At 53.0% G+C, this 23,390-nt stretch carries 23 protein-coding genes; 7 read left to right on the top strand and 16 right to left on the bottom strand.

What is annotated here, in order from left to right:
* Positions 1–25 precede the first annotated feature (25 nt).
* Positions 26–1,141 carry a Gfo/Idh/MocA family protein gene (locus F1728_RS11630; protein ID WP_155364246.1) on the bottom strand — a complete coding sequence of 372 codons (1,116 nt, stop codon included), beginning with the start codon at positions 1,139–1,141 and terminating at the stop codon, positions 26–28.
* Positions 1,142–1,408: 267 nt separating this feature from the next.
* Here F1728_RS11630 and F1728_RS11635 point away from each other — a divergent pair, with 267 nt between their 5' ends.
* The 3 genes from F1728_RS11635 to F1728_RS11645 all read left to right on the top strand — a co-directional run bounded on the left by F1728_RS11635 (position 1,409) and on the right by F1728_RS11645 (position 4,396).
* Positions 1,409–2,569 carry a XylR family transcriptional regulator gene (locus tag F1728_RS11635; RefSeq protein WP_155364247.1) on the top strand — a complete coding sequence of 387 codons (1,161 nt, stop codon included), beginning with the start codon at positions 1,409–1,411 and terminating at the stop codon, positions 2,567–2,569.
* Between the two features lie 129 nt (positions 2,570–2,698).
* Positions 2,699–3,049: a hypothetical protein gene (locus F1728_RS11640; protein WP_155364248.1), complete on the top strand. Its 351-nt coding sequence runs from the start codon at positions 2,699–2,701 to the stop codon at positions 3,047–3,049.
* A 117-nt stretch (positions 3,050–3,166) separates the two neighbouring features.
* A complete protein-coding gene (locus F1728_RS11645) occupies positions 3,167–4,396 on the top strand; it encodes an acyltransferase family protein (RefSeq protein WP_155364249.1) in 1,230 nt (409 codons plus the stop codon).
* Positions 4,397–4,403: 7 nt separating this feature from the next.
* Here F1728_RS11645 and F1728_RS11650 read toward each other — a convergent pair whose 3' ends face one another.
* The 3 genes from F1728_RS11650 to purM all read right to left on the bottom strand — a co-directional run bounded on the left by F1728_RS11650 (position 4,404) and on the right by purM (position 7,710).
* Positions 4,404–5,648: a methyl-accepting chemotaxis protein gene (locus F1728_RS11650; protein ID WP_155364250.1), complete on the bottom strand. Its 1,245-nt coding sequence runs from the start codon at positions 5,646–5,648 to the stop codon at positions 4,404–4,406.
* A 38-nt stretch (positions 5,649–5,686) separates the two neighbouring features.
* Positions 5,687–6,205 carry a PAS domain-containing protein gene (locus tag F1728_RS11655; protein WP_155364251.1) on the bottom strand — a complete coding sequence of 173 codons (519 nt, stop codon included), beginning with the start codon at positions 6,203–6,205 and terminating at the stop codon, positions 5,687–5,689.
* Positions 6,206–6,633: 428 nt separating this feature from the next.
* The gene (gene purM / locus F1728_RS11660; RefSeq protein WP_145180564.1) at positions 6,634–7,710 is read right to left on the bottom strand and encodes a phosphoribosylformylglycinamidine cyclo-ligase; all 1,077 of its coding nucleotides are present in this window, start codon (positions 7,708–7,710) and stop codon (positions 6,634–6,636) included.
* Positions 7,711–8,008: 298 nt separating this feature from the next.
* On the opposite strand from purM, the gene F1728_RS11665 reads away from it, so the two are divergent.
* A complete protein-coding gene (locus F1728_RS11665) occupies positions 8,009–8,881 on the top strand; it encodes a fumarylacetoacetate hydrolase family protein (protein WP_155364252.1) in 873 nt (290 codons plus the stop codon).
* A gap of 8 nt (positions 8,882–8,889) precedes the next feature.
* On the opposite strand, the gene F1728_RS11670 is transcribed toward F1728_RS11665, so the two are convergent.
* A complete protein-coding gene (locus F1728_RS11670; protein WP_145036301.1) occupies positions 8,890–9,087 on the bottom strand; it encodes a cold-shock protein in 198 nt (65 codons plus the stop codon).
* Positions 9,088–9,724: 637 nt separating this feature from the next.
* Here F1728_RS11670 and F1728_RS31225 point away from each other — a divergent pair.
* The 3 genes from F1728_RS31225 to bfr all read left to right on the top strand — a co-directional run bounded on the left by F1728_RS31225 (position 9,725) and on the right by bfr (position 11,696).
* Positions 9,725–9,946, top strand: a complete 222-nt coding sequence (locus F1728_RS31225; RefSeq protein WP_194242783.1) for a hypothetical protein — start codon at positions 9,725–9,727, stop codon at positions 9,944–9,946.
* 256 nt (positions 9,947–10,202) lie between these two features.
* The gene (locus F1728_RS11680; RefSeq protein ID WP_155364253.1) at positions 10,203–11,018 is read left to right on the top strand and encodes a 3-keto-disaccharide hydrolase; all 816 of its coding nucleotides are present in this window, start codon (positions 10,203–10,205) and stop codon (positions 11,016–11,018) included.
* 207 nt (positions 11,019–11,225) lie between these two features.
* Positions 11,226–11,696: a bacterioferritin gene (gene bfr / locus F1728_RS11685; protein ID WP_155364254.1), complete on the top strand. Its 471-nt coding sequence runs from the start codon at positions 11,226–11,228 to the stop codon at positions 11,694–11,696.
* A gap of 5 nt (positions 11,697–11,701) precedes the next feature.
* Here the strand turns inward: bfr and F1728_RS11690 are convergent, their stop codons facing one another.
* The 11 genes from F1728_RS11690 to F1728_RS11740 form a co-directional block, all read right to left on the bottom strand.
* On the bottom strand, positions 11,702–11,989 hold the full coding sequence (locus tag F1728_RS11690; protein WP_187781996.1) for a (2Fe-2S)-binding protein: 288 nt from the start codon (positions 11,987–11,989) through the stop codon (positions 11,702–11,704).
* Positions 11,990–12,385: 396 nt separating this feature from the next.
* Positions 12,386–13,099 carry a response regulator gene (locus F1728_RS11695; RefSeq protein WP_145036290.1) on the bottom strand — a complete coding sequence of 238 codons (714 nt, stop codon included), beginning with the start codon at positions 13,097–13,099 and terminating at the stop codon, positions 12,386–12,388.
* A 33-nt stretch (positions 13,100–13,132) separates the two neighbouring features.
* Complete coding sequence (phoU, locus tag F1728_RS11700; RefSeq protein WP_145036288.1) at positions 13,133–13,804, bottom strand: phosphate signaling complex protein PhoU; 672 nt, start codon at positions 13,802–13,804, stop codon at positions 13,133–13,135.
* Positions 13,805–13,808: 4 nt separating this feature from the next.
* Positions 13,809–14,699, bottom strand: coding sequence for a phosphate ABC transporter ATP-binding protein PstB (pstB, locus tag F1728_RS11705; protein ID WP_315853527.1), 891 nt, complete (start codon positions 14,697–14,699; stop codon positions 13,809–13,811).
* A gap of 94 nt (positions 14,700–14,793) precedes the next feature.
* Complete coding sequence (pstA, locus tag F1728_RS11710) at positions 14,794–15,672, bottom strand: phosphate ABC transporter permease PstA (protein WP_155364255.1); 879 nt, start codon at positions 15,670–15,672, stop codon at positions 14,794–14,796.
* Positions 15,669–16,559 carry a phosphate ABC transporter permease subunit PstC gene (gene pstC / locus F1728_RS11715; protein ID WP_390644236.1) on the bottom strand — a complete coding sequence of 297 codons (891 nt, stop codon included), beginning with the start codon at positions 16,557–16,559 and terminating at the stop codon, positions 15,669–15,671. The genes pstA and pstC overlap by 4 nt, the downstream gene beginning before the upstream one ends.
* A 101-nt stretch (positions 16,560–16,660) precedes the next feature.
* The gene (locus tag F1728_RS11720) at positions 16,661–17,665 is read right to left on the bottom strand and encodes a PstS family phosphate ABC transporter substrate-binding protein (RefSeq protein ID WP_155364256.1); all 1,005 of its coding nucleotides are present in this window, start codon (positions 17,663–17,665) and stop codon (positions 16,661–16,663) included.
* A 249-nt stretch (positions 17,666–17,914) separates the two neighbouring features.
* The gene (gene pnpS / locus F1728_RS11725) at positions 17,915–19,693 is read right to left on the bottom strand and encodes a two-component system histidine kinase PnpS (protein ID WP_155364257.1); all 1,779 of its coding nucleotides are present in this window, start codon (positions 19,691–19,693) and stop codon (positions 17,915–17,917) included.
* A 257-nt stretch (positions 19,694–19,950) separates the two neighbouring features.
* Positions 19,951–21,132, bottom strand: coding sequence for an elongation factor Tu (gene tuf, locus F1728_RS11730; RefSeq protein ID WP_149340871.1), 1,182 nt, complete (start codon positions 21,130–21,132; stop codon positions 19,951–19,953).
* Positions 21,133–21,602: 470 nt separating this feature from the next.
* Positions 21,603–22,430: an ExeA family protein gene (locus F1728_RS11735; protein WP_155364258.1), complete on the bottom strand. Its 828-nt coding sequence runs from the start codon at positions 22,428–22,430 to the stop codon at positions 21,603–21,605.
* 56 nt (positions 22,431–22,486) lie between these two features.
* Complete coding sequence (locus F1728_RS11740; RefSeq protein WP_155364259.1) at positions 22,487–23,089, bottom strand: hypothetical protein; 603 nt, start codon at positions 23,087–23,089, stop codon at positions 22,487–22,489.
* Positions 23,090–23,390 lie beyond the last annotated feature (301 nt).

Below are 23,390 nucleotides of genomic sequence, written 5' to 3' on the forward strand. Positions count from 1 at the left end.
AAATGCTTACAGTGACGTACGCCAGTTATTCCAGTGTGAACTCGGGCAGCTTGCGGATCTCGCCCCCTGCCACGGCAGACTCATGTGCCAGAATTCCTACGCTGGTCCAGTTCGCAGACAGCGGGGCGTTCGGCCAGGGATCAGTATCTTCCACCAGCGACTTCAGAAACGCATGCACCAGGTGCGGATGCGAACCACCGTGCCCGGCCCCCTGCAGAAACGAGAGATGGTCCGCGTCGTGTATCGCCCGGGTGAAATTCTGAATCTCAGGCGGCAGCAGATGCGCGTAATCGGGCACTTCCACACGCTCGGGAATTTCGGGTTCCGGCTTCTTCGCTGTGTGCAGCACCGGGTTCTCCCCTTCGATCAGAGGCCACTCAAATGATTTTTTCGTGCCATACACGTCCACCGATTCCCGGTACTGCCGCGCGGTATCAAACAGGAACCGCCAGATGTGAGCCGCGACATCAGAATCCTTGATTTTAATGTGACACGTCTCCACAGCGAATTTGTTGCCCGACTTTTCCGCGATGTCGTCGTTCACGGTCCCGGAACCAAAGCAGCTCACATACTCGGCCCGACCGTTGACCATCCCCAGTACCGGACTCACCACGTGCGTCGCATAGTGCATCGGGATCATCCGCTCCCAGTACTCGGGCCAGCCTTCCATGTCCTGCGGGTGACTGGCCTGCATGTACTGAATCTTGCCCAGCTCCCCTTTGTCGTACATCTCCTTGATGAAGAGAAACTCGCGGCTGTAAACTACCGTCTCCATCATCATGTATTTCAGTCCGGTCTCTTTGACCGTCTTGACGATTTCTTCGCACTCCGCCACCGTCGTTGCCATCGGCACCGTACACGCCACGTGCTTCCCTGCCTTCAACGCTTTAATCGACTGCGGAGCATGATCGGGAATCGGCGTGTTAATATGAACGGCATCCACATCAGGATCCGCCAGCAGTTCATCGTAAGAGGTATAACGTTTCTCAATCCCGAACGTATCGCCGATCTCGTTCAGATGATCTTCCGAACGCTGACAGATCGCATGCATGTTGGCATTCGGATGCGCCTGGTAAATGGGAATGAACTCGGCACCAAATCCCAGACCGACAATCGCGACATTCATCTGTTTCTCACTCATGGCATTCCTTCTACGCTGCAGGAGACACTCTCTGTTTGATCCGGTTCACTCCTCGGGGGAACCCGGTCCATTTTCTTTATTGTAAATGCTCCCCTATCGAGTACCATGTAAACTTGCGCATAATAAATTGAGATATTTCACCTCACAACAAAACTGCCTTCATCCATGCTATCAGGGGTCTGAGACCGTTTGCCAGACGAGCTGTCACTGAATCCCTTTAAGAATATTACATTTACGTCGCCCTCAATTCCGCCCGAAACCGGCTCCATGAAATCACGCCCCTCAATCGCCCTGCTCATCGAATCATCCAACTCCTATGCCCGCGGACTCTTACGTGGCATCATGGCTTACATTCACGAGCACCACTCCTGGTCGATCTACCTCCCCGAACATGGTCGAGGCAATGTCCCCGTCAACTGGCTCAACAGCTGGCACGGCGACGGCATCATCGCGCGAATTGAAAATACGAAGACCGCTGAAGCCGTCGTGAACTCCGGTGTCCCGGCCGTCGATGTGAGTGCCGCCCGTCTGGCCCCCTCGCTCCCCTGGGTCGAAACCGATGACCGCGCGATCGCCTCTCTGGCCGCGCAGCACCTCATCGAACGCGGCTTCGAGCACTACGCCTTCTGTGGCGATCATCGCTTCAACTGGTCCCGCTGGCGGGAAGACCATTTCCAGAACGTCATCCAGGACTCCGGCTTTACCTGTCACGCCTATCCGCAGACAACCGGCCGCAAACAGGCGCCCCCCTGGGAAGCAGAACAGCAACGCCTGGCCGACTGGATTCAGCAACTCCCCAAACCAGTCGGCATCATGGCCTGTTACGACATTAAAGCGCAGCAACTGCTCGATGTCTGCCGTACAGTCAACGTCTCTGTCCCCGAAGAAGTCGCCATCATCGGCGTGGACAATGACGAAATTCTCTGTAACCTCTCCGAGCCTCCCCTCTCCAGTGTGATCCCCAACACGCGTCTCACCGGCTACGAAGCAGCCGCCCTGCTCGATCGCATGATCGCCGGCGAACCGGTCTCTTCAGACGCCCATCTCATCAAGCCCCTGGGAATTGCCACGCGCCAGTCCACCGATATCCAGGCCATCGACGACAAACTGATCTCCGACGCCGTCCGTTTCATCCGTCAGCAGGCCTGCGAAGGCATTAACGTGCAGGACGTTTTAAAGTCGGTCCCCCTCTCCCGGCGGGTCCTCGAAAGCCGCTTCCAGAAAATCATCGGCCGCTCACCACACGAAGAGATCATGCGCATCCGCCTCGCTCGCGTGAAACAACTGCTCGAAGAAACCGAACTCCCGCTGATTGAAATCGCCAGCCGCACCGGCTTTCGCCACTCCGAATATCTGAACGTCGCCTTCAAAAAACAGACCGGCACCACCCCCGGCCAGTTCCGCCGCGAACAAAAACAGACGCGTTGAACTACATTCTCAAAAAATATCAAATCCACGCGTGATCTTTCCCTGCTTCTCCCGCCTGAATCAGAGAGCCGGTCGCATTACTGCCGCACCGCCCCTCCAATTTCCGCATTCAGATGAGAGGTCACCCCGATGCAACAATTTCAGGCATCCCCCTTTAAACGATTTCATCTCCTGGCTTACACCATCTTCTGGGGCGGAGAATTCCTCATCATGCTACTGGCGTATCTCGTAAAACAGGTTTTCAACATCACCCCACATGGAATGGACATCCTGATGATCGGACCGGCGTGGGTCATCATGTTTGTGGGGGCGGTCCTGTTATTGATCGGAAACTTTCATCTGCATCTCATCGGAAACCGAGTTACCGATCTGATCCTGGGTCTGGTCAGTGCCATCATTCAGGCGGGAGCCAATTTTGTAGCCTGGTTCGTTATCTGGTTCATCTTTCTCACCGAAGTACTGGGTATTAATATCTGTTGAGGGTTCAGCAAATTCAGAACTATCCTGTTTCAATTCGTCCAGCAAACCGTATATTAATAGAGATTAATACTTAGCACATTTGCTTTTTCCTTAATCTCGACGAATTGATAAAACAGCATGACAGACACCGCCCCGGCTGCGACCGCTGACAAGAACCGGAAACGCATCGTCTCCCTCGACCAGTTCCGGGGCTACACTGTAGCGGGCATGTTCCTTGTGAACTACATGGGCTTCTTCATCCTTTGCCCGGTCGTGCTCAAGCATCACAATACTTACTGCAGCTACGCCGACACGATCATGCCCCACTTTCTTTTCGCGGTCGGCTTTGCTTATCGGCTGACCTTCGGCAGACGGATACAGACCCAGGGCGCCGTCTCAGCTTACCTGCGCGTAGTCAGACGCCTGCTGGGACTGGTACTGGTCTCACTGATCATCTACCGCGTCTCACCGGTCGCGAAAAGCTGGAGCGAGCTGCAGTCGATCGGCGTCTGGGGTGCCATTGCCGATCCACTCAAACGCAACTGGTTCCAGACGCTGATGCACATCGCCGTCACCTCGCTCTGGATCACTCCCGTTATCCGCGCCCGGGCCTCCGTGCGGATCGTCTACATGCTCTTTTCCGCCGCCGCGCACGTGGTGCTCTCGTACTACTTTTATTTCACCTGGGTCAACTCGCCCCCTAACGGCATCGACGGCGGACCGCTGGGCTTTCTGACCTGGACCATCCCCGCCATCATCGGCACGCTCGCCTGCGACTGGGTCGTGGAAGCAGAAGGCTTGCCCCGCATCAAACCCATTCTGTTCTGGTCGTGTGTGTTGATGCTTTCAGGCTGGATCATCTCCTGTGGAACCCGTCTCTATGATGTGCCCGCAATAGATCAATCCATGGCAGGCAACCAGGATCTGAAACTGGCTATCCATCCGGTCATTCCTACGGAAGCGCAATTCAAAGCCAAAGAGGGAGAGCCATTTTCCGCTTATCTGGCGGAACCTCCGTTTGTCAAACCGCCGGAGCAGGATCAGCGAAAATGGAACTACTGGATGATGAGTCAACGGGCGGGAACGCTCTCATACCTCGTCTTCTCAGCAGGACTGTCGCTGTTCGTCTACCTGCTGTTTCACCTCGCCTGCGATCGGGGCAACCTGAATATCCCCCTGTTCCGCACGCTGGGAACCAACGCTCTCGCCGCCTACATCCTGCATGACCTCGTCATGGAATCCATCAAGCCCTTCGCGACGAAAGACGCTCCCTGGTGGTACGCCTGGGGCAGTTTCCTGCTCTTCTTCTGGATCACCTGGCTGATTGTCCGGCATCTGGAGAAGAACCAGATCCACCTCAAACTCTGAGCCGTTTTTATTTCGATCGGATCGTCATCAGGAACTGGTTGACGGCCGCATTCAGACTCTCAGACTGTCGGGCAATATCGTTGGCAGCACTAACCAGGTCACTCGTGGAGAGAAAGGTCTCCGAAGCCGTGGAAGAAACACGCTTGACGGTCTCCGATGTCGAAACCGTTTTGCCAGCGGCGTCTTTGACGTTTTGATGAATCGTCGCAATCGCCTGGCTCTGCTCAGAAATCGACGTCGAAATCGATTCGCTGATCTCGTCTACTTTACGGATCGTACTGCTCACGGTCGCAATATTCGTCACCGCGTCATGCACTACTTCCTGGATCTGGCGAATGTGCTCGGTAATATGATTGGTGGCCCGCGCGGTATCCTGTGCCAGGTTTTTCACTTCAGAAGCCACGACCGCAAACCCCGCTCCCGCCTCGCCGGCACGCGCCGCTTCGATCGTCGCATTCAATGCCAGCAGATTCGTCTGCTTCGCGATATCAGCAATCATCTTGGCGAAGGAACCGATGTCATTCGTCGCCTCCACCAGCCCAGACATGAACTCACGGGCATGCTCGCTCTCATTGACCGCCTGCTGCACCACCTCTGTAGACTGTTTGACCCGGTCATCGATCTGCTGGATCGAATGATTCAACTGCACCGTCGAATCCGCCACCACATCGACATTCTGTGCGGTCTGGTCAATCGATTCGACGGCCATATTCGTTTCGAGAATCGCCCGTTCGGTCACGGATTTCAAAGATTGAACCGTGGCGTGCAGCTGTGTGGCGGCTGCGGAAACAATCGTTGAAATCCCCTGCACTTCCTGCTCGAATTCATCCGCCATCTCCAGACGTCTGTTTTCAGTCCGTTGCAGTTCCTCTGCCTGGTATTTCATCTTTTGTCCCGCTTCGTTGATCACTTCAGAAGCATGCCGGAAAGTACCCCGCATACCTTTCAGCAATACCTTGCGGAAGAATTTCCCATGAGCGGCGGCATTCAATGAAGCCTTGGATTCGCGTACAAACGCGTCCGTGTAATCCAGTAGTCCATTGACCGAAACCAGCGCGCGTCCCAGATCACCGTCCGCATCGATATGCAGCAGGCGAACTTCCAGATTCCCAGCTGCTGCAGACTCGCAGACATCCGCCAGCTGTTTGACCCAGCGGCGATAATGTTCCAGTTCCGCACGTTCCTCATGCGTGAGAGGAGACGTGGAACGTTCTTCTCCAGTCGACTGCGCGGCTGCTTCCAGTTTCAGCATGGGGGTCCCTCCGGGTTCTCTATCTTCTGTCTTAAGAGTTACAGGGCAAAGACATACTCATCGTATTCCATCCCGACTGCATCCAGTTGAGACAGCAGTTCCACAGTTGCATTCTGCATCCCGGTTCGCCAGTCAGAGCTGGCGCCTTCAATCCGCTTCAACGACCGGTAAAGGGGAATCACTTTCTCCAGTGCCTTACGCTCGGGTACGCGGCGACTGGAATGATAGCCACTGATCTGGCCGGACAGATTCCACGTAGGAGTAACATGGGCCAGCACCCAGTAATGGTCGCCGTTCTTACAAAGATTGACGACATAGGCAAAGATCTCCTCACCCGCCTGAATCGTATCCCACAACAGCTTGAACACACAGCGCGGCATATCCGGATGACGGATTAGATTGTGAGGCTGCCCCAGCAGTTCTTCCTCGGTGTAACCGGAGATCTCGATAAAGGTCTGATTCGCGTAAGTAATGTGTCCTTTGAGGTCCGTCTTGCTGACGATAATCTCATGATCTGCAAATGTGCGTTCCTGACCGGTTGGAATCGGGCGTTCCATGTGTGCCTTCCCTGTGCAGCGAACTCAGTAGAGATTGTCCCCAATAGACAATCAACTGACGGCGGAGTAAACCACCTGGAGACGGGAGCGCGAACAGACTAGAGACCGGCACTGACCGGATCATGCGATCGGAGGCTCCCTGACATAGAACACAGTGTCATTTCTGGACACCATAGTCATATATCCCTTTTCGAACCTCTGGCGTTCCGGAAATTACAAAAGAAACCAAACTATTGCGCGAGCCATTAAAAAATTCGAGTCACACGCGCAAGGTCGGGGTCCTGATTTCCCCATTAAACATGCGGCCACTACCAAAGAAGCGGTATACCCCTCCTGCTGACAGGGGCTCTCGATCATAACCGCTCAGATGTACCCTGAAACGCGCGCATCGCGATCGCGGTCTGGTGGGGAAAGTTGAAGCTTGAAAATCAGCTCAGAGTTACTTCTTTGTCGCCCTGGGTAACTTTCCCCAGAACGTGCGAAGGGATCTGGAGTGACTGCAGTTTTTCCTGCACGGCCTCTGCATGTTGTGCCCGGACGATGGCAACCAGGCCGATTCCCATATTGAAGACGCGGAACATTTCAGCTTCGTCAATATCCCCCAGTGACTGCAGCCAGTCAAAGACAGCCGGCACTTCCCAGGCAGATCGCTTGAGATCGATCCGGCGATTCTGAGGCAGAATTCGTTCCACGTTTTCCACCAGTCCGCCCCCGGTAATGTGGGCCAGGCCGCTGATCACAATCTTATCAGGAAAACTCTGGAAGATGGTGTTAATGGCGTCCGCGTAGATCCGGGTTGGCTCGAGCAGAATACTGGCGACCGTCCGTTGATTCAACTCCTCAATCTGATCGTTGACATCCAGGCCCGCCATTTCGAATACGACCTTACGGATCAGGCTGTAGCCATTGGAATGGAAGCCGCTCGATTCGAGACCCAGAACAACATCGCCCGATTGAATCGCCTGACCGTCCAGCACCTGGTTGCGTTCGACAACGCCTACACAGAATCCGGCCATATCGAAATCCCCGTCACCGTACAGGTCGGGCATGATCGCGGTTTCTCCCCCCAGCAGAGCCGCTTTGGAGAGCACACAACCTTTAGTGACGCCTTCCATCAATTCGACCAGCCGTTCGGGATCGTCTTTTCCGAGTGCGATGTAATCGAGAAAGAACAGTGGTTCGGCACCCAGGCAGAGACAGTCATTAACACACATCGCCACCAGGTCGATGCCGATCGTATTGTAGATTCCCGCCTGGATCGCAACTTTGATCTTAGTCCCTACCCCATCGGTCCCGGAGACCAGAACAGGATCTTCGTACTGCCGGCCAGCGGGACCGGGTTGAGGATTATTCAGACGAAAGAGCCCCGCGAAACCGCCGGGAAGTTCCATCACCCTGGATTTCTGTGCGACGTGAGTTTTTGCCAGAAGGGGAGTAATCGAGGACATGGCTTTCTGATAGAGATCCAGGTCAACGCCGGCATCTTTATAGGTCGCTTTGGCCATAATATTCAGTCGCTGTAGATAAGGAAGAGTTCAAAATCGCGTGTCAGATCTGATCCGTCCTGCAGAGCAGACCCACTGCTCACAGCATAGCAATCCCTGCTGGAGATGGAAATCATGCGTATCGGATATTTAAACCCCATAACTGGAAAACCCGGACCCGATGGGGATTCTTTCACATTTCTGCTTGAGATGATGCTGACGTTCACTACATCTCATCAGCGCAAGAGCATAAGATTTCCGACTGCTGAACAAGAGCTTTTGATGTTTCACAACCAGTCGTCGAAGGGAGTACTCGGGTATGAAGTTAGCCACTTTACACACAGAACAGGGTCCGACCGTTGTTTCCGTTACCGACCATGAGGGTCAGTTGACCTTCTACGATGTGCGTGCATTCGACGACACACTGCCCCCCTCATTAAAGGGCGTGCTCAGTCTGGAAGATGGGCTCGAACGTGCCTGTAAAGCTGCGAAACAGGCCCTGGAGGCCGACCGACAGATTACCGGTACGCTCTGCGCTCCGATTCCACAACCGGGGAAAGTCATCTGCATCGGCCTGAACTATCGCGATCACGCCGAGGAAACAGGCATGGCCTTTCCCGATGAACCGGTTTGCTTCAGTAAATTCACGACTTCCGTCACAGGTCCCGATCAGCCGATTCGTATTCCGGAAGTGGCCAAAAAGGTAGACTACGAAGCCGAACTGGTCGTCGTCATCGGAAAGACATGTCGCAATGCGAACCTGGACAACGCACTTGAATACGTCGCCGGTTACATGAATGGACACGATGTCTCCGCACGCGACTGGCAGATCGGACGTCCGGGCGGACAATGGCTGTTAGGTAAAACACCAGACACCTTTGCACCGATCGGTCCCTATCTGGTCACCTCGGATGAAATCGAGGATGCAAACAACCTCTCCATTAAACTGACGTTGAATGGAGAGGTGATGCAGAATTCCTGTACCGATAAGTTTATCTTCACAATCGAAGAGATTGTGCAGTTCCTGTCTCAGTTTATGACACTGGAACCAGGCGATATTATCTTTACCGGGACGCCACCAGGAGTTGGCATGGCACGCAAGCCCCCTGTCTACCTTAAACCTGGAGACCAGGTTGATGTAGAGATTCAGGGACTGGGAGTACTACGCAATTCTGTGGAAGCGTGGAACTGATAGTAGAATTACTCAGATGTTGTTACGCGAACAGCTCGCAGACCGCGATCGCTTTTTTCGCTTTCGAATTCAACAGTCTGGCCTTCTACCAGTTGATCGAACGTGATTCCGTCCAGTGAAGAGAGATGAAAAAAGATATCCTGTTGACCATCATTGATGAAGCCAAAACCTTTTTCAGTAATTTTTTTGATTGTTCCAGTGGCCATGTAGCCCATCCTCTAACTTAAAAGTCTCTCGACAATAAAATGGAGTTTATTGTCACTCGTAATTGATCACCACTTCAAGAAAACACGTTCGTAAAATAGTGACGCACTGAAAAAAATACGCTCAGCGTATTATGACGCAAAAATAAGAACAGATATCAGCCCTGAGTAAACTGGACACTTACTTGAATAAGAATCAAATTCTCAGAACTGAAATCAGTGTGACAAACCCGGAACAAATTAGCAAACTGTTATATCAAAGTTTCTTATAAAAATTTTGAGAATTCGAAAAACAGTTTCTCCTTCATTTTTGCCAGTTTTTTATGGATTAAATGAAATTAATCTTGACCTTTTTGTATTAATTTGGCAATCCGCCAGACGCCTCTCAGTACACTCCTGAACCCTTCCAACGCCCCGCGATTTCGCTATAACCAGCAAACCGGTTGCAGTAAAGCCAGTTTCTCAGAGCGAGAAAAACCTCAGTTTCCTCCTATTCAAATTGAAAACTGATCTAAAGTTTCTCGATGGCGCTTGAAATCTGGGAGTGCTCATTTTTTAATGTTTCTAGACAGAATGTCTTCATTGACAGAATGCAAGTGACTCACTTTTTTTGAACAACGAAATCGGAAGGGACAACTCAATGTCTTTCACAAAACTGAGCCGACTGTTCGTCGTGCCCGCCACCATCAGCATGTCAATCTGGGCCGTTGGTTGCGGCAAGCCTGCTACCGAAGCTCCTGCACCTGCTGAAGAGCCTGCTGCTGCTGCTCCCGCTGGCGAAGCTCCTGAAGCTGGTTCCACCACCGGTGGTGCTGGTGCAGAAGTACCAGAAGGTGGCGAAGAGGCTAAGAAAGAAGGCTGATTCTCATCAGCCGGCCGACCGCAGGGTCAGCCACAGGCCTCCGGCCTGATGTAAATTAAAGAAACGCCCGTTAATTTAACGGGCGTTTTTTATTGGCTGAACACTTTGCAAACCGCGAATCCAAATCACGCATTCTTTGATTCCAAAACGTGCTATTTACCTTATCATCACCTATAATAGATGCCTCTCCTCCAAAGGGAGACCTGCTGACTTTTGAACCCGACTCCACCGCCCGACTGCCTGAAGGAATGAAACCGTGAAAACCGCATCTGCTCTCATTGCCGGTCTGTCTCTCTGCCTGACGCTCTGCCTGCCTGCTACTCTCTCTGCTGAAGAGAAAGCACCTCAGGAAAAATGGATCCCCCTGTTCAACGGGAAAAACCTGGATGGCTGGACTGTCAAAATCCGGGGTTATGAACCAGGCGTCAATTATGCAGATACGTTTCGGGTGCAGGATGGGTTACTCACCGTCGACTATGAGCACTACGATGCCTTCGATGAAAAATTCGGTCACATCTTCTACAAAGACACCTTTTCCCACTACATCATCCGCGTGGAATATCGTTTCGTCGGCGACCAGGTCAAAGGCGGACCGGGCTGGGCATTTCGTAACAGTGGCATCATGGTCCACGGCCAGAGTCCCGAAAGCATGTCCCTTGACCAGCGTTTTCCGGTTTCCATTGAAGTCCAGCTGCTGGGTGGGAAACCGACAGGCAAACGCAGTACTGCCAACCTCTGCACCCCGGGCACGAACGTCGTCATGGACAACAAACTCTTCATGCCCCACTGCATCGACTCCTCTTCCAAAACCTATCGCGGCGATCAGTGGGTCACCGTTGACGTCGAAGTCAAAGGCAACAAGATCATCAAACACGTCATTGACGGGGAAACCGTGCTCTCGTACACCAAGCCCCAACTCGACCCCAAAGACGCCGATGCCCAGAAGCTGATCGAACAGGGCGCCCCGATCATGCTGGATAAAGGAACCATTTCCCTGCAGTCGGAAAGTCACCCTGTTCAGTTCCGGAAAGTGGAACTGCTCAATCTCGCCCCCGAAAACAGCAGTAATTGAGAACCGGTTTCAGAAATCTCCGCTGCGAACTCCACGAAGCCAGAGATCTCGTTTCAATCTATATAAATAGACATTTTTCGCCAGATTCACTCTGGTACAAGTGGAGCCATTTACGAATACTACCGGTAGTCAAATATTATCAACAACAATTGCTCCCGCCCGGAATTCGGCAGGGGCAGGAAAGACAAGATTGAGAAAGCAGAACCAATGAAGGGTAGCCAGAAAGTAATCGACGCGTTAAACGATGGCCTGACAATCGAACTCACCGCCATCAACCTGTACTTCATCTCTTCCAAGATGTGCAAAGACTGGGGTTTTGACAAACTGGCCAAGCACTTCTACGACGAATCCATCGAAGAAATGAAACACGCCGACCAGGTCATCGACCGCATCCTCTATCTGGATGGCGTTCCGGAAATCGCCCGCTACGACGTCATTCGCGTGGGTAAGACTGTTGAAGAACAGATCCAGAACAGCCTGGAACTGGAAACTAAAGGGGTCTCAACCTACAACGAAGCCATCGAACTCTGCCGACAGGAAAAAGACGCCGGCAGCCGGGAATTGATGGATCAGATGGTCGTCGAGTCAGAAGAAAGCATCGACTGGTGCGAATCACAGCTCGAACTGATCAAACAGGTCGGCATTCAGAACTACCTGGCTGAGCAGATTCGCGAATAGCAGGCTTAAACCGGCTGAGCGGCACACAGACAACGCCGCTTGGACTGTCCACAGTCATCACACAGCCCTGCCAGTAAGTCCTTAATGCGGCAATGGCAGGCTGTGCAGCCTTTACCAGCTCCACAACCGCGGGTCACTTCGTGAACGGTCTCCGCCTGGGTCTCAGTTATACACTGCTGGACCTGATCTGGAGTCACTTTCAGACAGTGGCAGAGAAATCGGCGGCGTGGTGCAACTTCAGGGGCCGGGGTGGCTCCCACACGCTCGATCTGGCTTCCGGTTACTGTTGACATCTTACACTTATACCCAGGCGTCTGTCGCATCCATGGTGGCAGACGCTTTTTTTACGTGGATAGTGATCTTGAAAAACCCGGAGTTCCTCAGGTAGGAAACGGTTGGAACCCCGATCACAGGCTTGGACCTGGTGGAATGTCGATCATGAGACTCAGTCTCAACTAAGACTAGTATATCGACCTTCTTTAGGCTGTCAACTACCGTTTCCACATCTTTTTGACAGTTCAGATAGAAAGAAACCCCGAATAATGTGTAATTCTGTACACTAATCCAGGCCATTTTCTCCCCTAACCCAGCCACAACAGGCACTTAAGTTCTGACATTCAATTGCAAAACAAAAACAGGCCTACTCTCGCAGACCTGTTTAGTGTCGTTTCAGCCTTCTGCCAAACGATTTACGTCGTCTGTTTCTTAAATGCGGTATCTGGATCACGGAATCGGTAACCAACTCCACGCACCGTTTCAATCAATTCCGCGTGCTTATCCAGTTTCTGACGCAGAGCCCGGATATGAACGTCAATCGTCCGCTCCAGCACCAGGGCATCGTCTCCCAGAGCCGCATCAATCAACTCAGAACGGGAGAACACCCGGCCCGGCTGACGAACCAGCGCTTCCAGCAGTTCGAATTCACTGCGGGTCAGAGAGATAGGAACATCATCAATCATCACCCGATGACGTCGGCGGTCGATCATAACTCCCTGGCTCACGATGGTATCAGAGGCTTCGCCATTGCTTTCACGTCGACGAAGCAGAGCCTTGATCCGCTCCAGCAGAATCTTGACGCTGAACGGCTTGGTCACGTAATCATCAGCCCCCAGCGTGAATCCAACGACCTGATCGGTCTCTTCAGATTTCGCGGTCAGCATCAGAATCAGCACATTGCTGGTTACCGGGTCCGATCGCAGTCTGCGACAGACTTCCAGTCCGTCCATCTGAGGCAACATCAGGTCTAATATAATCAGGTCAGGCGTTTTCAACTGAGCCTGCCGTAACCCGTCCATCCCATCCAGGGCCACCACAGCATCGTACTTCTCCTGTCGCAGATTGTATGCGAGAACTTCAGAGAGAGAACGATCATCTTCAATCACAAGAATGCGTTTCTTTGACATGTCTTTTTCTTATAGCACCTCAGTAAAAGCGGGTCAGGTGGAAAATGTTTCTTTGTGACGATGACGGATAATTTCGCCTTCGGTCAGGTAAATCACATCTTCCGCAATATTTGTAGTATGGTCGGCAATACGTTCAATGTGGCGCGCTGAAGAGAAAAAGTGTAGTGCCGGCTTGATCAGGCTCGGATCGGTCTGCATCAATCCGTAGATCTCATTGATGATCTCGCGGTTGTAACCGTCGACAATATCATCCCGCTTGCAGACCGCACGGGCCTTTTCAGTATCGAAATCGATGAACGCGTCAATCGCGTCGCGTAACATCGAAACCGTAACTTTCGTCATGGGTTCCAGAGCAGCGGGAATATGGAAATTCGGATAATGCGACAATCCGATGGTCCGCTCAGCAATATTCACCGCAAGGTCGGCAATACGCTCCAGGTCATTGTTAATCTTCAGCACCGTTGCCGTCTCGCGCAAATCGACGGCCACCGGCTGATGCAGCGCCAGAATCTTCAGGCAGTCTTCCTCAATCTTCACTTCACTCTCGTTGATCGCCCGTTCCTGCTCAATCACTTCGTTGGCCAGATCAACTTGAACTTCGTAAAGCGCGCGACTGGCTTTAGAAATCATCTCTTCCACCAGCGATGACTGGGTGATGATTTCCCGCTCCAGTGATTCCATATCACGCTGTAAATGTTTTGTCATTGGCTTATCCAAACCTGCCGGTAATGTAGTCTTCGGTCTGCTGTTTCTTGGGATTCGTGAAGAGCTCTTCCGTCGCTCCGGATTCGATCAGCAGCCCCTGATAGAAAAAGGCAGCCTGGTCGGACACACGAGCCGCCTGCTGCATGTTATGCGTAACGATCACAATCGTGTACTGTTCTTTGAGTTCGAAGATCAGGTCTTCGATCCGTGCCGTTGAAGCCGGATCGAGTGCCGACGCCGGTTCATCCATCAACAAGATGTCCGGATCATTGGCCAGGGCACGGGCGATACATAACCGCTGCTGCTGACCACCCGACAGGTTCAAAGCAGAATCGCTCAGGCGATCTTTGACTTCATCCCACAGTGCTGACCGCTGCAGAGAGCGCTCAACAATCTCGTACAGATCTTTCTTTTTGCGAATACCTGCGATCTTGGGACCGAACGACACGTTGTCGAAAATCGATTTCGGAAATGGAGTCGACTTCTGGAATACCATCCCGATCCGCTTCCGCAAGGTTACGATGTCTGTGCGGCTGGAATAAATATCCTGACCTTCCAGCAGGATCTCGCCTTCGACCCGGGTACCTTCGATCATATCATTCATCCGGTTCAGACACCGGAGAAACGTCGACTTTCCACAGCCCGAGGGGCCAATGAAGGCAGTCACGCACCGCTCAGGAATCGAAAGCGAAATATCAGTTAAAGCGCGGTTATCCGAATAATAAAACGACAGGTCACGCACGCTGATCTTTTCGGTAGCCTGCGCCAACTCATCGGCAGTCCGCATGCTTTTACCTTCAGGAATCGAAGGCCGCACGACAGGACCCTGTGAATGAGTGGAGGCTGCTTTATCAGGTGATTGCATATTATTTTTAACCGAGGGTGTTGAAGCCATAAATTGGTTATCCCCGCTGAATACTATTATAGATAATCGAAATCAAATATGTGCGGGAGAATTTCGTATTTTCCCGATCGCCAGGTTCCCTCTCTTACCAGCGAATCTTTTTTCCGTATTTATGCCGCACGAACACCGCTACAGCATTCATGCTGACCAGTACGACCAGCAGTACTAAAATCCCGGCTGCCGCCAGATGATGAAACTCTTCCTGCGGCCGCGAGGTCCAGTTGAAAATCTGAATCGGCAGAGCGGTAAACTCATCCGATAATTTTTCCGGTACAAAGGGAACATAAGCCATCGCCCCGACAACCAGCAGGGGTGCCGCTTCTCCCAGTGCCCGTGAGAGGGACAGAATCACTCCTGTCATAATCCCCGGCAGGGAAGCCGGCAGCACCTGATACCACACCGTCTGCCAGCGGGTCGCCCCCAGAGCATAAGCCGAACGTCGGATTGAATCCGGTACCGCCCGCAACGCTTCCTGGGATGCCAGAATAATGATCGGTAATACAACCAGAGTCAGTGTCAGTGCGCCGGACAGCACGCTCCGTTCAAAAGCCAGCGCCCGGACGAACAGACCCAGCCCCAGAATTCCATAAACAATGGAAGGCACGCCGGCCAGATTCGCGATATTCAACTGAATCATTTTCCGCCAGCGACTGCGCGGAGCATACTCTTCCAGATAAACGGCAGCCCCTACTCCCAGCGGTACTGAAAACAGAGCCGTCAGAGAGATCAGCCAGATGCTTCCCCACAGTGCTGTCTTGATACCGGCTTTTTCAGGGAACCGTGAAGGCAGGGACTCGATAAAGTCCCAGCTCAACCAGCTTTTGCCCTGCAGAATAATATTCCAGATCAAAACCAGCAGCACCAGCACACAGGAAATCGTGGCCAGAAAACAGGCCGCAGTAAACATCCCGTTCACGATACGCCCGCGGCGTCTCTTAGTATAAATATCGATTTTTGTGCTCATTCGTAGCGTTCTCCTACTCGGGAGAGAATATATTGAGCAATCACGTTCATCGTCATTGTTGTGACAAACAAGGCAAGGCCGACTGCAAAAATTGTACGGTACTCAATCGTGCCTGCAGGTGTATCTCCCAGACTCACCTGCACAATATAAGCGGTCATGGTCTGAACACTTTCCAGGGGATTCAGGGTCAGCTTGGGTGTCGCCCCTGCTGCGAGAGTCACCGCCATTGTTTCACCGATTGCACGGGAGATAGCCAGCAGGAAGCTGGCAATAATCCCCGACATCGCAGCCGGCAGGACCACCCGTACTGTCACTTCAAATTTGTTTGCTCCCAGTGCAGAAGCTGCTGCCCGCAATGAAATCGGGACCGACTGCAGAATATCTTCACTCAGAGAAATGATCATCGGCAGGATCATGATCCCCACCACGACACAGGCACTGGCAGCATTGAATACGCCGGCACTGGGAAAAATCTGGCGGATGATCGGAGACACAAACACAATTGCCATAAATCCATAAACGACCGATGGGATACCGGCCAGGATTTCCAGGAGTGGTTTTACGATGTCGCGGAAGCGGGGAGATGCATACTCACTCAGGTAAATAGCCGTCCCCAGACCAATGGGAACCGCCACAAGCGCGGAACCACCGGCCACCAGCATCGTCCCACAGAGCAGAGGCAGAATCCCGAAGTGCTGTGGCTTAAGCAACGGAGTCCATTGAGTCCCCGTCAGAAACTCCAGCACAGGCACGTCGTAGAAGAACTTGACCGATTCGTACAGCAGAATGATCACAATGCCTACGGTTACCAGCACTGAAATGCTGGCGCAGATAAACAGCGAGAAGTGAACCAGGCCCTCATACACAGGACGCAGACTGTTCCACACACCACTCGCACTTTCAAGAGACGCAGGGCGAGGCAGCCCAACGACCGCTGCCTCACCCCCGTTTACTTCAACTGGTTGTTCTGCGTCAGAACGTTCGTTTGTCACTTCGACAAAGCTCCATTAAGGGTTTCCATATTCTTCTTCTGAACTTCTTCTGAGACGGGCACATATCCCACGTCTTTCGACAGAGCTGCAGCGTTTTCCATGTAGAACTTGACGAAGGCAACTACTTCAGGTCGCTCCAGAGCGGACTTCCGCACATAGATGAACAGCGGGCGGGACAGTGGCTCATAAGAGTTGTTCCGCACGGTTTCCAGAGAAGGTTTGACGCAACCTTTGCCACCATCAACAGCCAGCAGTTTCAGTTTGTCTTTGTTTTCGTCGTAGTAAGCGTAGCCGAAGTAACCCAGAGCATCTGCGTCTTCGGAGACACCGGTCACCAGCACGTTATCGTCTTCACTGGCAGTGTAGTCAGCCCGGCTGGCTTTGGATTCACCAACGATTGCTTCGGTGAAGTAATCGAAAGTACCCGAGTCAGTTCCCGGACCGTACAGCTTGATGTCTTTGGCAGGCCACTTGGGATCTAGGTCTTTCCACTGCTTAACGCCACTTTCCGGACGCCACAGTTCTTTGAGCTGACCGACGGTCAGGCAGTCGCACCAGTCGTTCTTGGGGTTCACGATCACAGCCAGACCGTCAAACGCGACTGACAGTTCGATGAACTCGATTCCCTGCTCTTTACAGGCGTTGGCTTCTTTTTCTTTCATCGCCCGAGATGCATCGCAGATATCTACTTCGCCTGCGATAAATTTCTTCATACCGCCACCGGTACCGGAGACACCAACCGTTACACGAATCTTAGGCTGCACTGCACGAAACTCTTCGGCAACTGCTTCACTCACGGGATACACGGTGCTGGAGCCATCGATTTTCACATTGCCTTCCAGCCTCTCGCCACCTTCAGCAGACGCTTCCGCTCCCGGCTCAGATCCAGCCTGCTTGGCAGCCGGGCCGTCGCTGTTCCCGTTGCAGCCAACGCCAATCAGGGAAACGCCAATGGCCAGACACAGCAGCCCCCATACTTTCCCCTTGTTTGTCGTGATCATCGTGTGTGTTTCTCCCAAATGCGATATGGTTAAATTAGATGGTTCTTCGCTTTGATTCAGAGACCACACCGCCGTTCAGAGCGAACAGGTAGCTGTAGCCTCTCTCAGACGCGTGTTACCATACCCGCAATTTGTTAAGACTATATTAAGAAACCGTGAAGTACTTAATCTTTCCGGAACAACTCAACCACCGGAAATGCGCATCCTAACACTGGAATTAGACAGCACTTACCACACTCAACCCCGATCTCAGCCACGGGGGAGACGGACAGAAAACGTCGTTCCTGTCCCGACCTTACTGGTCACACCAATCGTACCATTAAACGATTGTACAAGATGCTTCACAATTGAGAGCCCCAGCCCGGTTCCACCCAGCTCACGCGAACGCGCTTTGTCGACCCGGAAGAACCGCTCGAACAGACGGGCCAGGTGCTTCTCCTCGATCCCGATCCCGGTATCCTGCACCTGCAGTAACACCATGTTACCTTCATCACGCTGCCAGCGAATCGTAATCGTTCCCTGCTCCGGAGTGTACTTGATCGCGTTGTTGATCAGGTTCCCCAGGATCTGGTGCAAGCCTTCTTCGTCAGCTTTGACCCGCAAACCGGGCTCCTGCTCTTCAATAATCAGTTCGATCTGCTTCGATTCCGCCACAGTCTGTTGATCCACCAGGCAGGACTCAACAAACGGACGCAGCTCGATACTGATAATATCGAAGACCTGATTTCCCGATTCGATACTCGCCAGGCTGATCAAGTCGAGAATCAGCTGGTGCAGACGGTCTGCCTGTTCTTCGATCCGCATCAGAAACGTTTTGCTGATCTCCGGATCATCCATTGCGCCACGGATCAGGGTTTCCGTGTACGCTTTGATGGAACTTAAAGGCGTCTTCAATTCATGTGAGACATTCGCGACGAACTCCTGACGTAATGATTCCAGCCGCCGTAACTCGGTCATGTCAAATAACACAATCACCAGCCCCGGACAGGGAGTGCCGGGCAGCGGGGTCGTGGTCACCCCCAGAATCCGATCGCTGGTACTCTCGAGTTCCACTTCCATCCGCTGGGGTTCCAGGTTTTTTAATACCTCTGTCACCGCCTTTTGCAGCTGATGATTTCGCACCGATTCAAACAGCGGCTTACCCTGTGCCTCTTCCGGCGAGAAAAACAACAACCGCCCCGCCGACTCGTTGGCAAACAGCACATGCTGTCGTTCATTGGTCGCGATCACGCCTTCGACCATCCCCTCCAGCACGGTACTCAGACGATCACCGCTCGCCTGCAGCTGACGCACGCGTTCGGCCATCTCCTTACTCATATGGTTGAAGGACTGGGCGAGGATTCCCAGTTCATCATGCTGGGGAAAATACAGTTTCTGATCGTAATCCCCGTTGGCAATCGACTCGGCTGCGTTGGTCAGAATCGTCAGGGGACGGATCATGCGAGCGACCACCCAATAGGTAATCAACATCACCGTAAAGCTGACCAGCAGCGCAATACTCCAGATCAGCTTCTCAATCGAAGCAATCTCCAGCTGGATCTTGGACATCGTAATTGAGACACGCACCACCCCCTTAGGCACGCCATCATGCCTGTACAAGAGCGCATAATACTTCATGGGCTCACTCAGTGTCGGACTTCTCCGTTCGGAAGTCCCCGAGCCCGTGGCCAGCGCTTTGATGACTTCCACCCGGTTTTTGTGGTTTTCCATGTCGCGAACCAGTTGCAGTGAGCTCTGATCCGAATCGGCAATCACGATCCCGTCCATGTCGATCAGAGTAATTCGCGTGCCAGTTAGTGCCCCCAGCTTCTCTACCTTGATCTGCAGCTCTTCAGAAAATCCCTTCTCGAAGACCCCTTCCATACTACTTCGCATAATCACTGCTGAGTCGTGCAAACGCTGCTGCACCTGATCTTCCACCTGGGTTTTCTGGCGTCCCGAAACAATCAGCACGAATACAATCGCGGAAGCAATATTCAGACCGGCATAAACCAGGAACAGTTTCCAGAACAGACGCGAAGACCACATTCAGACATTTACCTTGTTGACCGTCCGTACAGGGAATCATGTCAGACCACTTTTAAGCTGACCTGTTTTCACTCCCACACGCAACGAGATTTCCCTATCGGGTTGAAATGAATTGGCCTATTGTGAACCCGCCCCCCTGTATTTCGCAAGGGCTGTCCCCCATTTTCACGCAGACTTCAACAGAACACGGCCACGAACAGCACTGCTGCTCCAGTAAAATGCCCCTGATCCACCAGGGCAGACCAGGGGCACCCGCATCAGGCAATCACGCGTGTGACCACTCCCGAACCGACCGTTTTGCTGCCTTCACGTATCGCAAACCGGTCCCCCTCAGCCAGCGCGATCGGCTGGTTGAGCATCACGTTCAGTGTCACACCATCGCCGGGCATGGCCAGATCTGCCTGGCCTTCCACCCGTGCGGTTCCCGTGACGTTCGTCGTACGAAAGAAAAACTGGGGCGTATAGCCATCAAAAAAAGGCGTATGCCGTCCCCCTTCTTCCTTTTTCAACACATAAACTTCCGCCTCGAAGTTTCGATACGGCGTCACGGTGCCAACTGCTGCCAGCACCTGCCCCCGCGAAACCTCTGCGTAGTTCGTCTTTCTCAACAGGCAGCCCACGTTGTCGCCGGCATAGCCCGTGTCGACCAGTGCGTTGAACGACTCCACCGAAGTCACAACATCAGTGCGAGTCTCTTCACACAGACCGACAATCTCGACCGCATCGCCGGGACGGATCTGTCCCTGTTCGATTTTACCCGTCACCACAGACCCGCGGCCCATGATGCTGAACACGTTTTCGACCGACATCAGAAACGGCCTGTCAGTCAGCCTCTGCGGATCCGGCACGTAGGTATCGAGCGTCTCCAGCAGTTCGTGGATACACCGGGAGGCCTCAGGATCATCCGGACGTGCATCGGCCAGTTTCGCGGAGCCGTAGATAAACGGAACTTCATCTCCAGCGAAGCCGTAATGCGTCAGCATTTCCCGCAACTCCAGCTCTACCAGTTCGATCAGCTCCGGATCATCCACCAGATCACACTTGTTGAGAAATACGACCAGGTACGGAACCCCCACCTGCCGCGCCAGCAGAATGTGCTCGCGCGTCTGAGGCATCGGACCGTCGGCGGCAGAAACCAGCAGCACCGCACCATCCATCTGGGCTGCACCGGAAATCATGTTCTTGATGTAATCCGCGTGTCCCGGACAGTCGATGTGCGCGTACGTCCGCTTGTCCGTTTCGTATTTCACATGCGACGCCAGGATCGTCACAGTCTTGTTTTTATCGCGTTCGATACCGCCGCGAGCGATCTCCTGGTACGACTTGACGCGCGCCAGACCACGCTGTGCCTGCACCTTCAAGATCGCAGCCGTCAGCGTTGTCTTGCCATGATCGATATGACCGATCGTTCCCACATTCACATGAACTTTATGAACCATTGCTCATAGCCTCCTTTCTCAAGAGGAGTGTGTCACATCTGCCGGCCAGCTGAAGAGGTGAGCAGCCTCAGCAGCCTTTTTGTGCCCGTGCAGCGCCAGATCGGCTGATGCAACGAAAAAATGCGAGCCTCGCCCCGGCTGGGGTATACCAATAAAAAAAGCCCGTCCGATCAAAGAATCGGACGGGCTTGAATTCATTCAATGTCGACGTTCACACTTCACACACCGACCCCGTCCCGTCAGATTCTGACGAGTTGCTCGATGAACTCTCGCTGGAGAAGAAGTGAAACATGGTTTTTCCCTGAAAGATTAATGGGGTAGCATTACCCGTTGGGAAGCAGACACCAAAGTTCAGGAGCAGGTTCACAAAAAAACGCGCTGCCCTCAGAAACAGGTCAGCGCGAAATTAAAGCGACATGCTCAACCATAGATGAAACATCGCTAAATAGAATGATTCCGCAGACCGAGGATCAGTCTGGAATGGAGGTCACAAGTTCTTCTGAAACCGCTTCCAGGACGTCTGACGTAATCAGCGGCAGCTCGTCGGCATAACCGACCAGCAGCCCCAGGTCACACAGGCGATTGATCTTCCGCGGATTCCCCTGCGTCAGTTCGAACAACGCCTGGAATGCAGAGGCTTCGAACACCGGTTCGGTCCGGCCGGCGACCTGCAGACGATGCTCAACATACCGCTGAGTCTCTTCCGCAGAAAACGGTCTGAGCAGACAGCGGACCGAAATGCGGTCATCCAGCTGAGCAGAACGTTGCAGGTGACTCAGCAACAACCGGTCTCCTACCAGCAACAGCGTGAAGTCGACATCGGAGGTCTGCTGGAAATTGAGCAACTGATGCAATGTCTCGAAAATTCGCTGATCTGCAATCAGATGTGCTTCATCGATCACGATCACGGGCTGTGCCCCCTGCTCACAAAGCAGCTGTAACTGCCGATGCAGGGCACGGATGATTCGATCCTTACCGGTCACTCCCGGCTCGATGCCCGCCTCTTCAGCTCCTAACTCAACCGCAAGATATGAAATCAACTCGACAGGTGAAAGCTGGGGAAAGACCAGTTGTACGAACGGCTGATGCCGCTCTGCAAGCTGACTTTTCAGCACGTGGCACAGGTAGGATTTCCCGCTGCCCGGGTTCCCGACCAGCAGACCGGCTCCCTTGCGGTTCTCCACCAGGTATTGCAACTTCAGCAGTCCGGCCTGATGCGGGTGGCTCTCATAAAAATACCCAGCGTCCATCTTTTCTTCGAAAGGGCCGCTCTGCAGATTCCAGTAACTCTGATACATCGACTCTGATTCCCGCGAATGGTTGAAAGGTCTGAGACTTCCGCTTAATTGTTCTCTTAATAGTTTCTGGAAGGAACAGCTGCGCTGCGCACTGTCGGCAGCTCGAGCTCTTCAATTTCTCCAGTTAGCCAGGCAGCCCCGGAGCTGCTTGCATTCTGCGTACCCCCGGACTGCCTGTTTCCCGACACATAAATGGGCTGCGCTCCAGAAACCTGCTCGACGCGTCCACTCGTCTGCTGATCTCCATAATCGCGTCCCAACGCATGATAGACTCCCGAACCGGTCTCTCCGCTGCCTGCCGCCTGTTCCACAGAAACCGTCTGTACTTCCCCCATGGCTGCTTCCACATCAGCAACCGCTTCCTGCAGCGGCAGCTCTGCATCCAGACCAAATTCCATCGACAGTTCATCCCCACTTCCCAGATCGGGCGCCAGCGACTCGGCATCGGAAAGCAGCTTATCTTCCACAGAAGGCTCTTCCAGTGAACCAAAGAAGGAGATCAGTGCCATCATTGAACAGACACTGGCGATCAAACCGACGAAGACTTTAGCCGTCTGGTTCCAGCGAACACCAAAGCGAGACTGGCGTTCGGTTTGAGAGGAATCTCGTGAGATGAGACTCAGAACGCTTTTGAATTTGAGAGACTTCAGCCAGCTCATGACTCGATCCTTCGAGACGGGACTCTGTTTTGACAGCAGATCAGAATTCAATCCCTGAATTCCGGTTAGACAGGACACGGTGTCCGTTCTCCCCCTCACTCTGTTCTGTCGAGAGGCAGTCAGCGCTCTTTTTGTATCGGTTACCGGGTGTATGACTCTTGATCATTTCACAGACTTGGTAAAAGGGGCAGACTTACCAAAATAAACCGGTGATACCTGTCGCTGAGAACAAAAACTGCCGACACCATCGCATAGTACCGGCAGCATTAGATCAGCAACATAACTTACTGACAGGCCGAGA

Source organism: Gimesia benthica, from assembly GCF_009720525.1.
GTDB lineage: Bacteria > Planctomycetota > Planctomycetia > Planctomycetales > Planctomycetaceae > Gimesia > Gimesia benthica.

Coding starts and splice junctions, on each gene's coding strand:
- F1728_RS11630 (WP_155364246.1), bottom strand. CDS start 1,141: ATGAGTGAGAAACAGATGAATGTCGCGATTGTCGGTCTGGGATTTGGT.
- F1728_RS11635 (WP_155364247.1), top strand. CDS start 1,409: ATGAAATCACGCCCCTCAATCGCCCTGCTCATCGAATCATCCAACTCC.
- F1728_RS11640 (WP_155364248.1), top strand. CDS start 2,699: ATGCAACAATTTCAGGCATCCCCCTTTAAACGATTTCATCTCCTGGCT.
- F1728_RS11645 (WP_155364249.1), top strand. CDS start 3,167: ATGACAGACACCGCCCCGGCTGCGACCGCTGACAAGAACCGGAAACGC.
- F1728_RS11650 (WP_155364250.1), bottom strand. CDS start 5,648: ATGCTGAAACTGGAAGCAGCCGCGCAGTCGACTGGAGAAGAACGTTCC.
- F1728_RS11655 (WP_155364251.1), bottom strand. CDS start 6,205: ATGGAACGCCCGATTCCAACCGGTCAGGAACGCACATTTGCAGATCAT.
- purM (WP_145180564.1), bottom strand. CDS start 7,710: ATGGCCAAAGCGACCTATAAAGATGCCGGCGTTGACCTGGATCTCTAT.
- F1728_RS11665 (WP_155364252.1), top strand. CDS start 8,009: ATGAAGTTAGCCACTTTACACACAGAACAGGGTCCGACCGTTGTTTCC.
- F1728_RS11670 (WP_145036301.1), bottom strand. CDS start 9,087: ATGGCCACTGGAACAATCAAAAAAATTACTGAAAAAGGTTTTGGCTTC.
- F1728_RS31225 (WP_194242783.1), top strand. CDS start 9,725: ATGTCTTTCACAAAACTGAGCCGACTGTTCGTCGTGCCCGCCACCATC.
- bfr (WP_155364254.1), top strand. CDS start 11,226: ATGAAGGGTAGCCAGAAAGTAATCGACGCGTTAAACGATGGCCTGACA.
- F1728_RS11690 (WP_187781996.1), bottom strand. CDS start 11,989: ATGTCAACAGTAACCGGAAGCCAGATCGAGCGTGTGGGAGCCACCCCG.
- F1728_RS11695 (WP_145036290.1), bottom strand. CDS start 13,099: ATGTCAAAGAAACGCATTCTTGTGATTGAAGATGATCGTTCTCTCTCT.
- phoU (WP_145036288.1), bottom strand. CDS start 13,804: ATGACAAAACATTTACAGCGTGATATGGAATCACTGGAGCGGGAAATC.
- pstB (WP_315853527.1), bottom strand. CDS start 14,699: ATGGCTTCAACACCCTCGGTTAAAAATAATATGCAATCACCTGATAAA.
- pstA (WP_155364255.1), bottom strand. CDS start 15,672: ATGAGCACAAAAATCGATATTTATACTAAGAGACGCCGCGGGCGTATC.
- F1728_RS11720 (WP_155364256.1), bottom strand. CDS start 17,665: ATGATCACGACAAACAAGGGGAAAGTATGGGGGCTGCTGTGTCTGGCC.
- pnpS (WP_155364257.1), bottom strand. CDS start 19,693: ATGTGGTCTTCGCGTCTGTTCTGGAAACTGTTCCTGGTTTATGCCGGT.
- tuf (WP_149340871.1), bottom strand. CDS start 21,132: ATGGTTCATAAAGTTCATGTGAATGTGGGAACGATCGGTCATATCGAT.
- F1728_RS11735 (WP_155364258.1), bottom strand. CDS start 22,430: ATGTATCAGAGTTACTGGAATCTGCAGAGCGGCCCTTTCGAAGAAAAG.
- F1728_RS11740 (WP_155364259.1), bottom strand. CDS start 23,089: ATGAGCTGGCTGAAGTCTCTCAAATTCAAAAGCGTTCTGAGTCTCATC.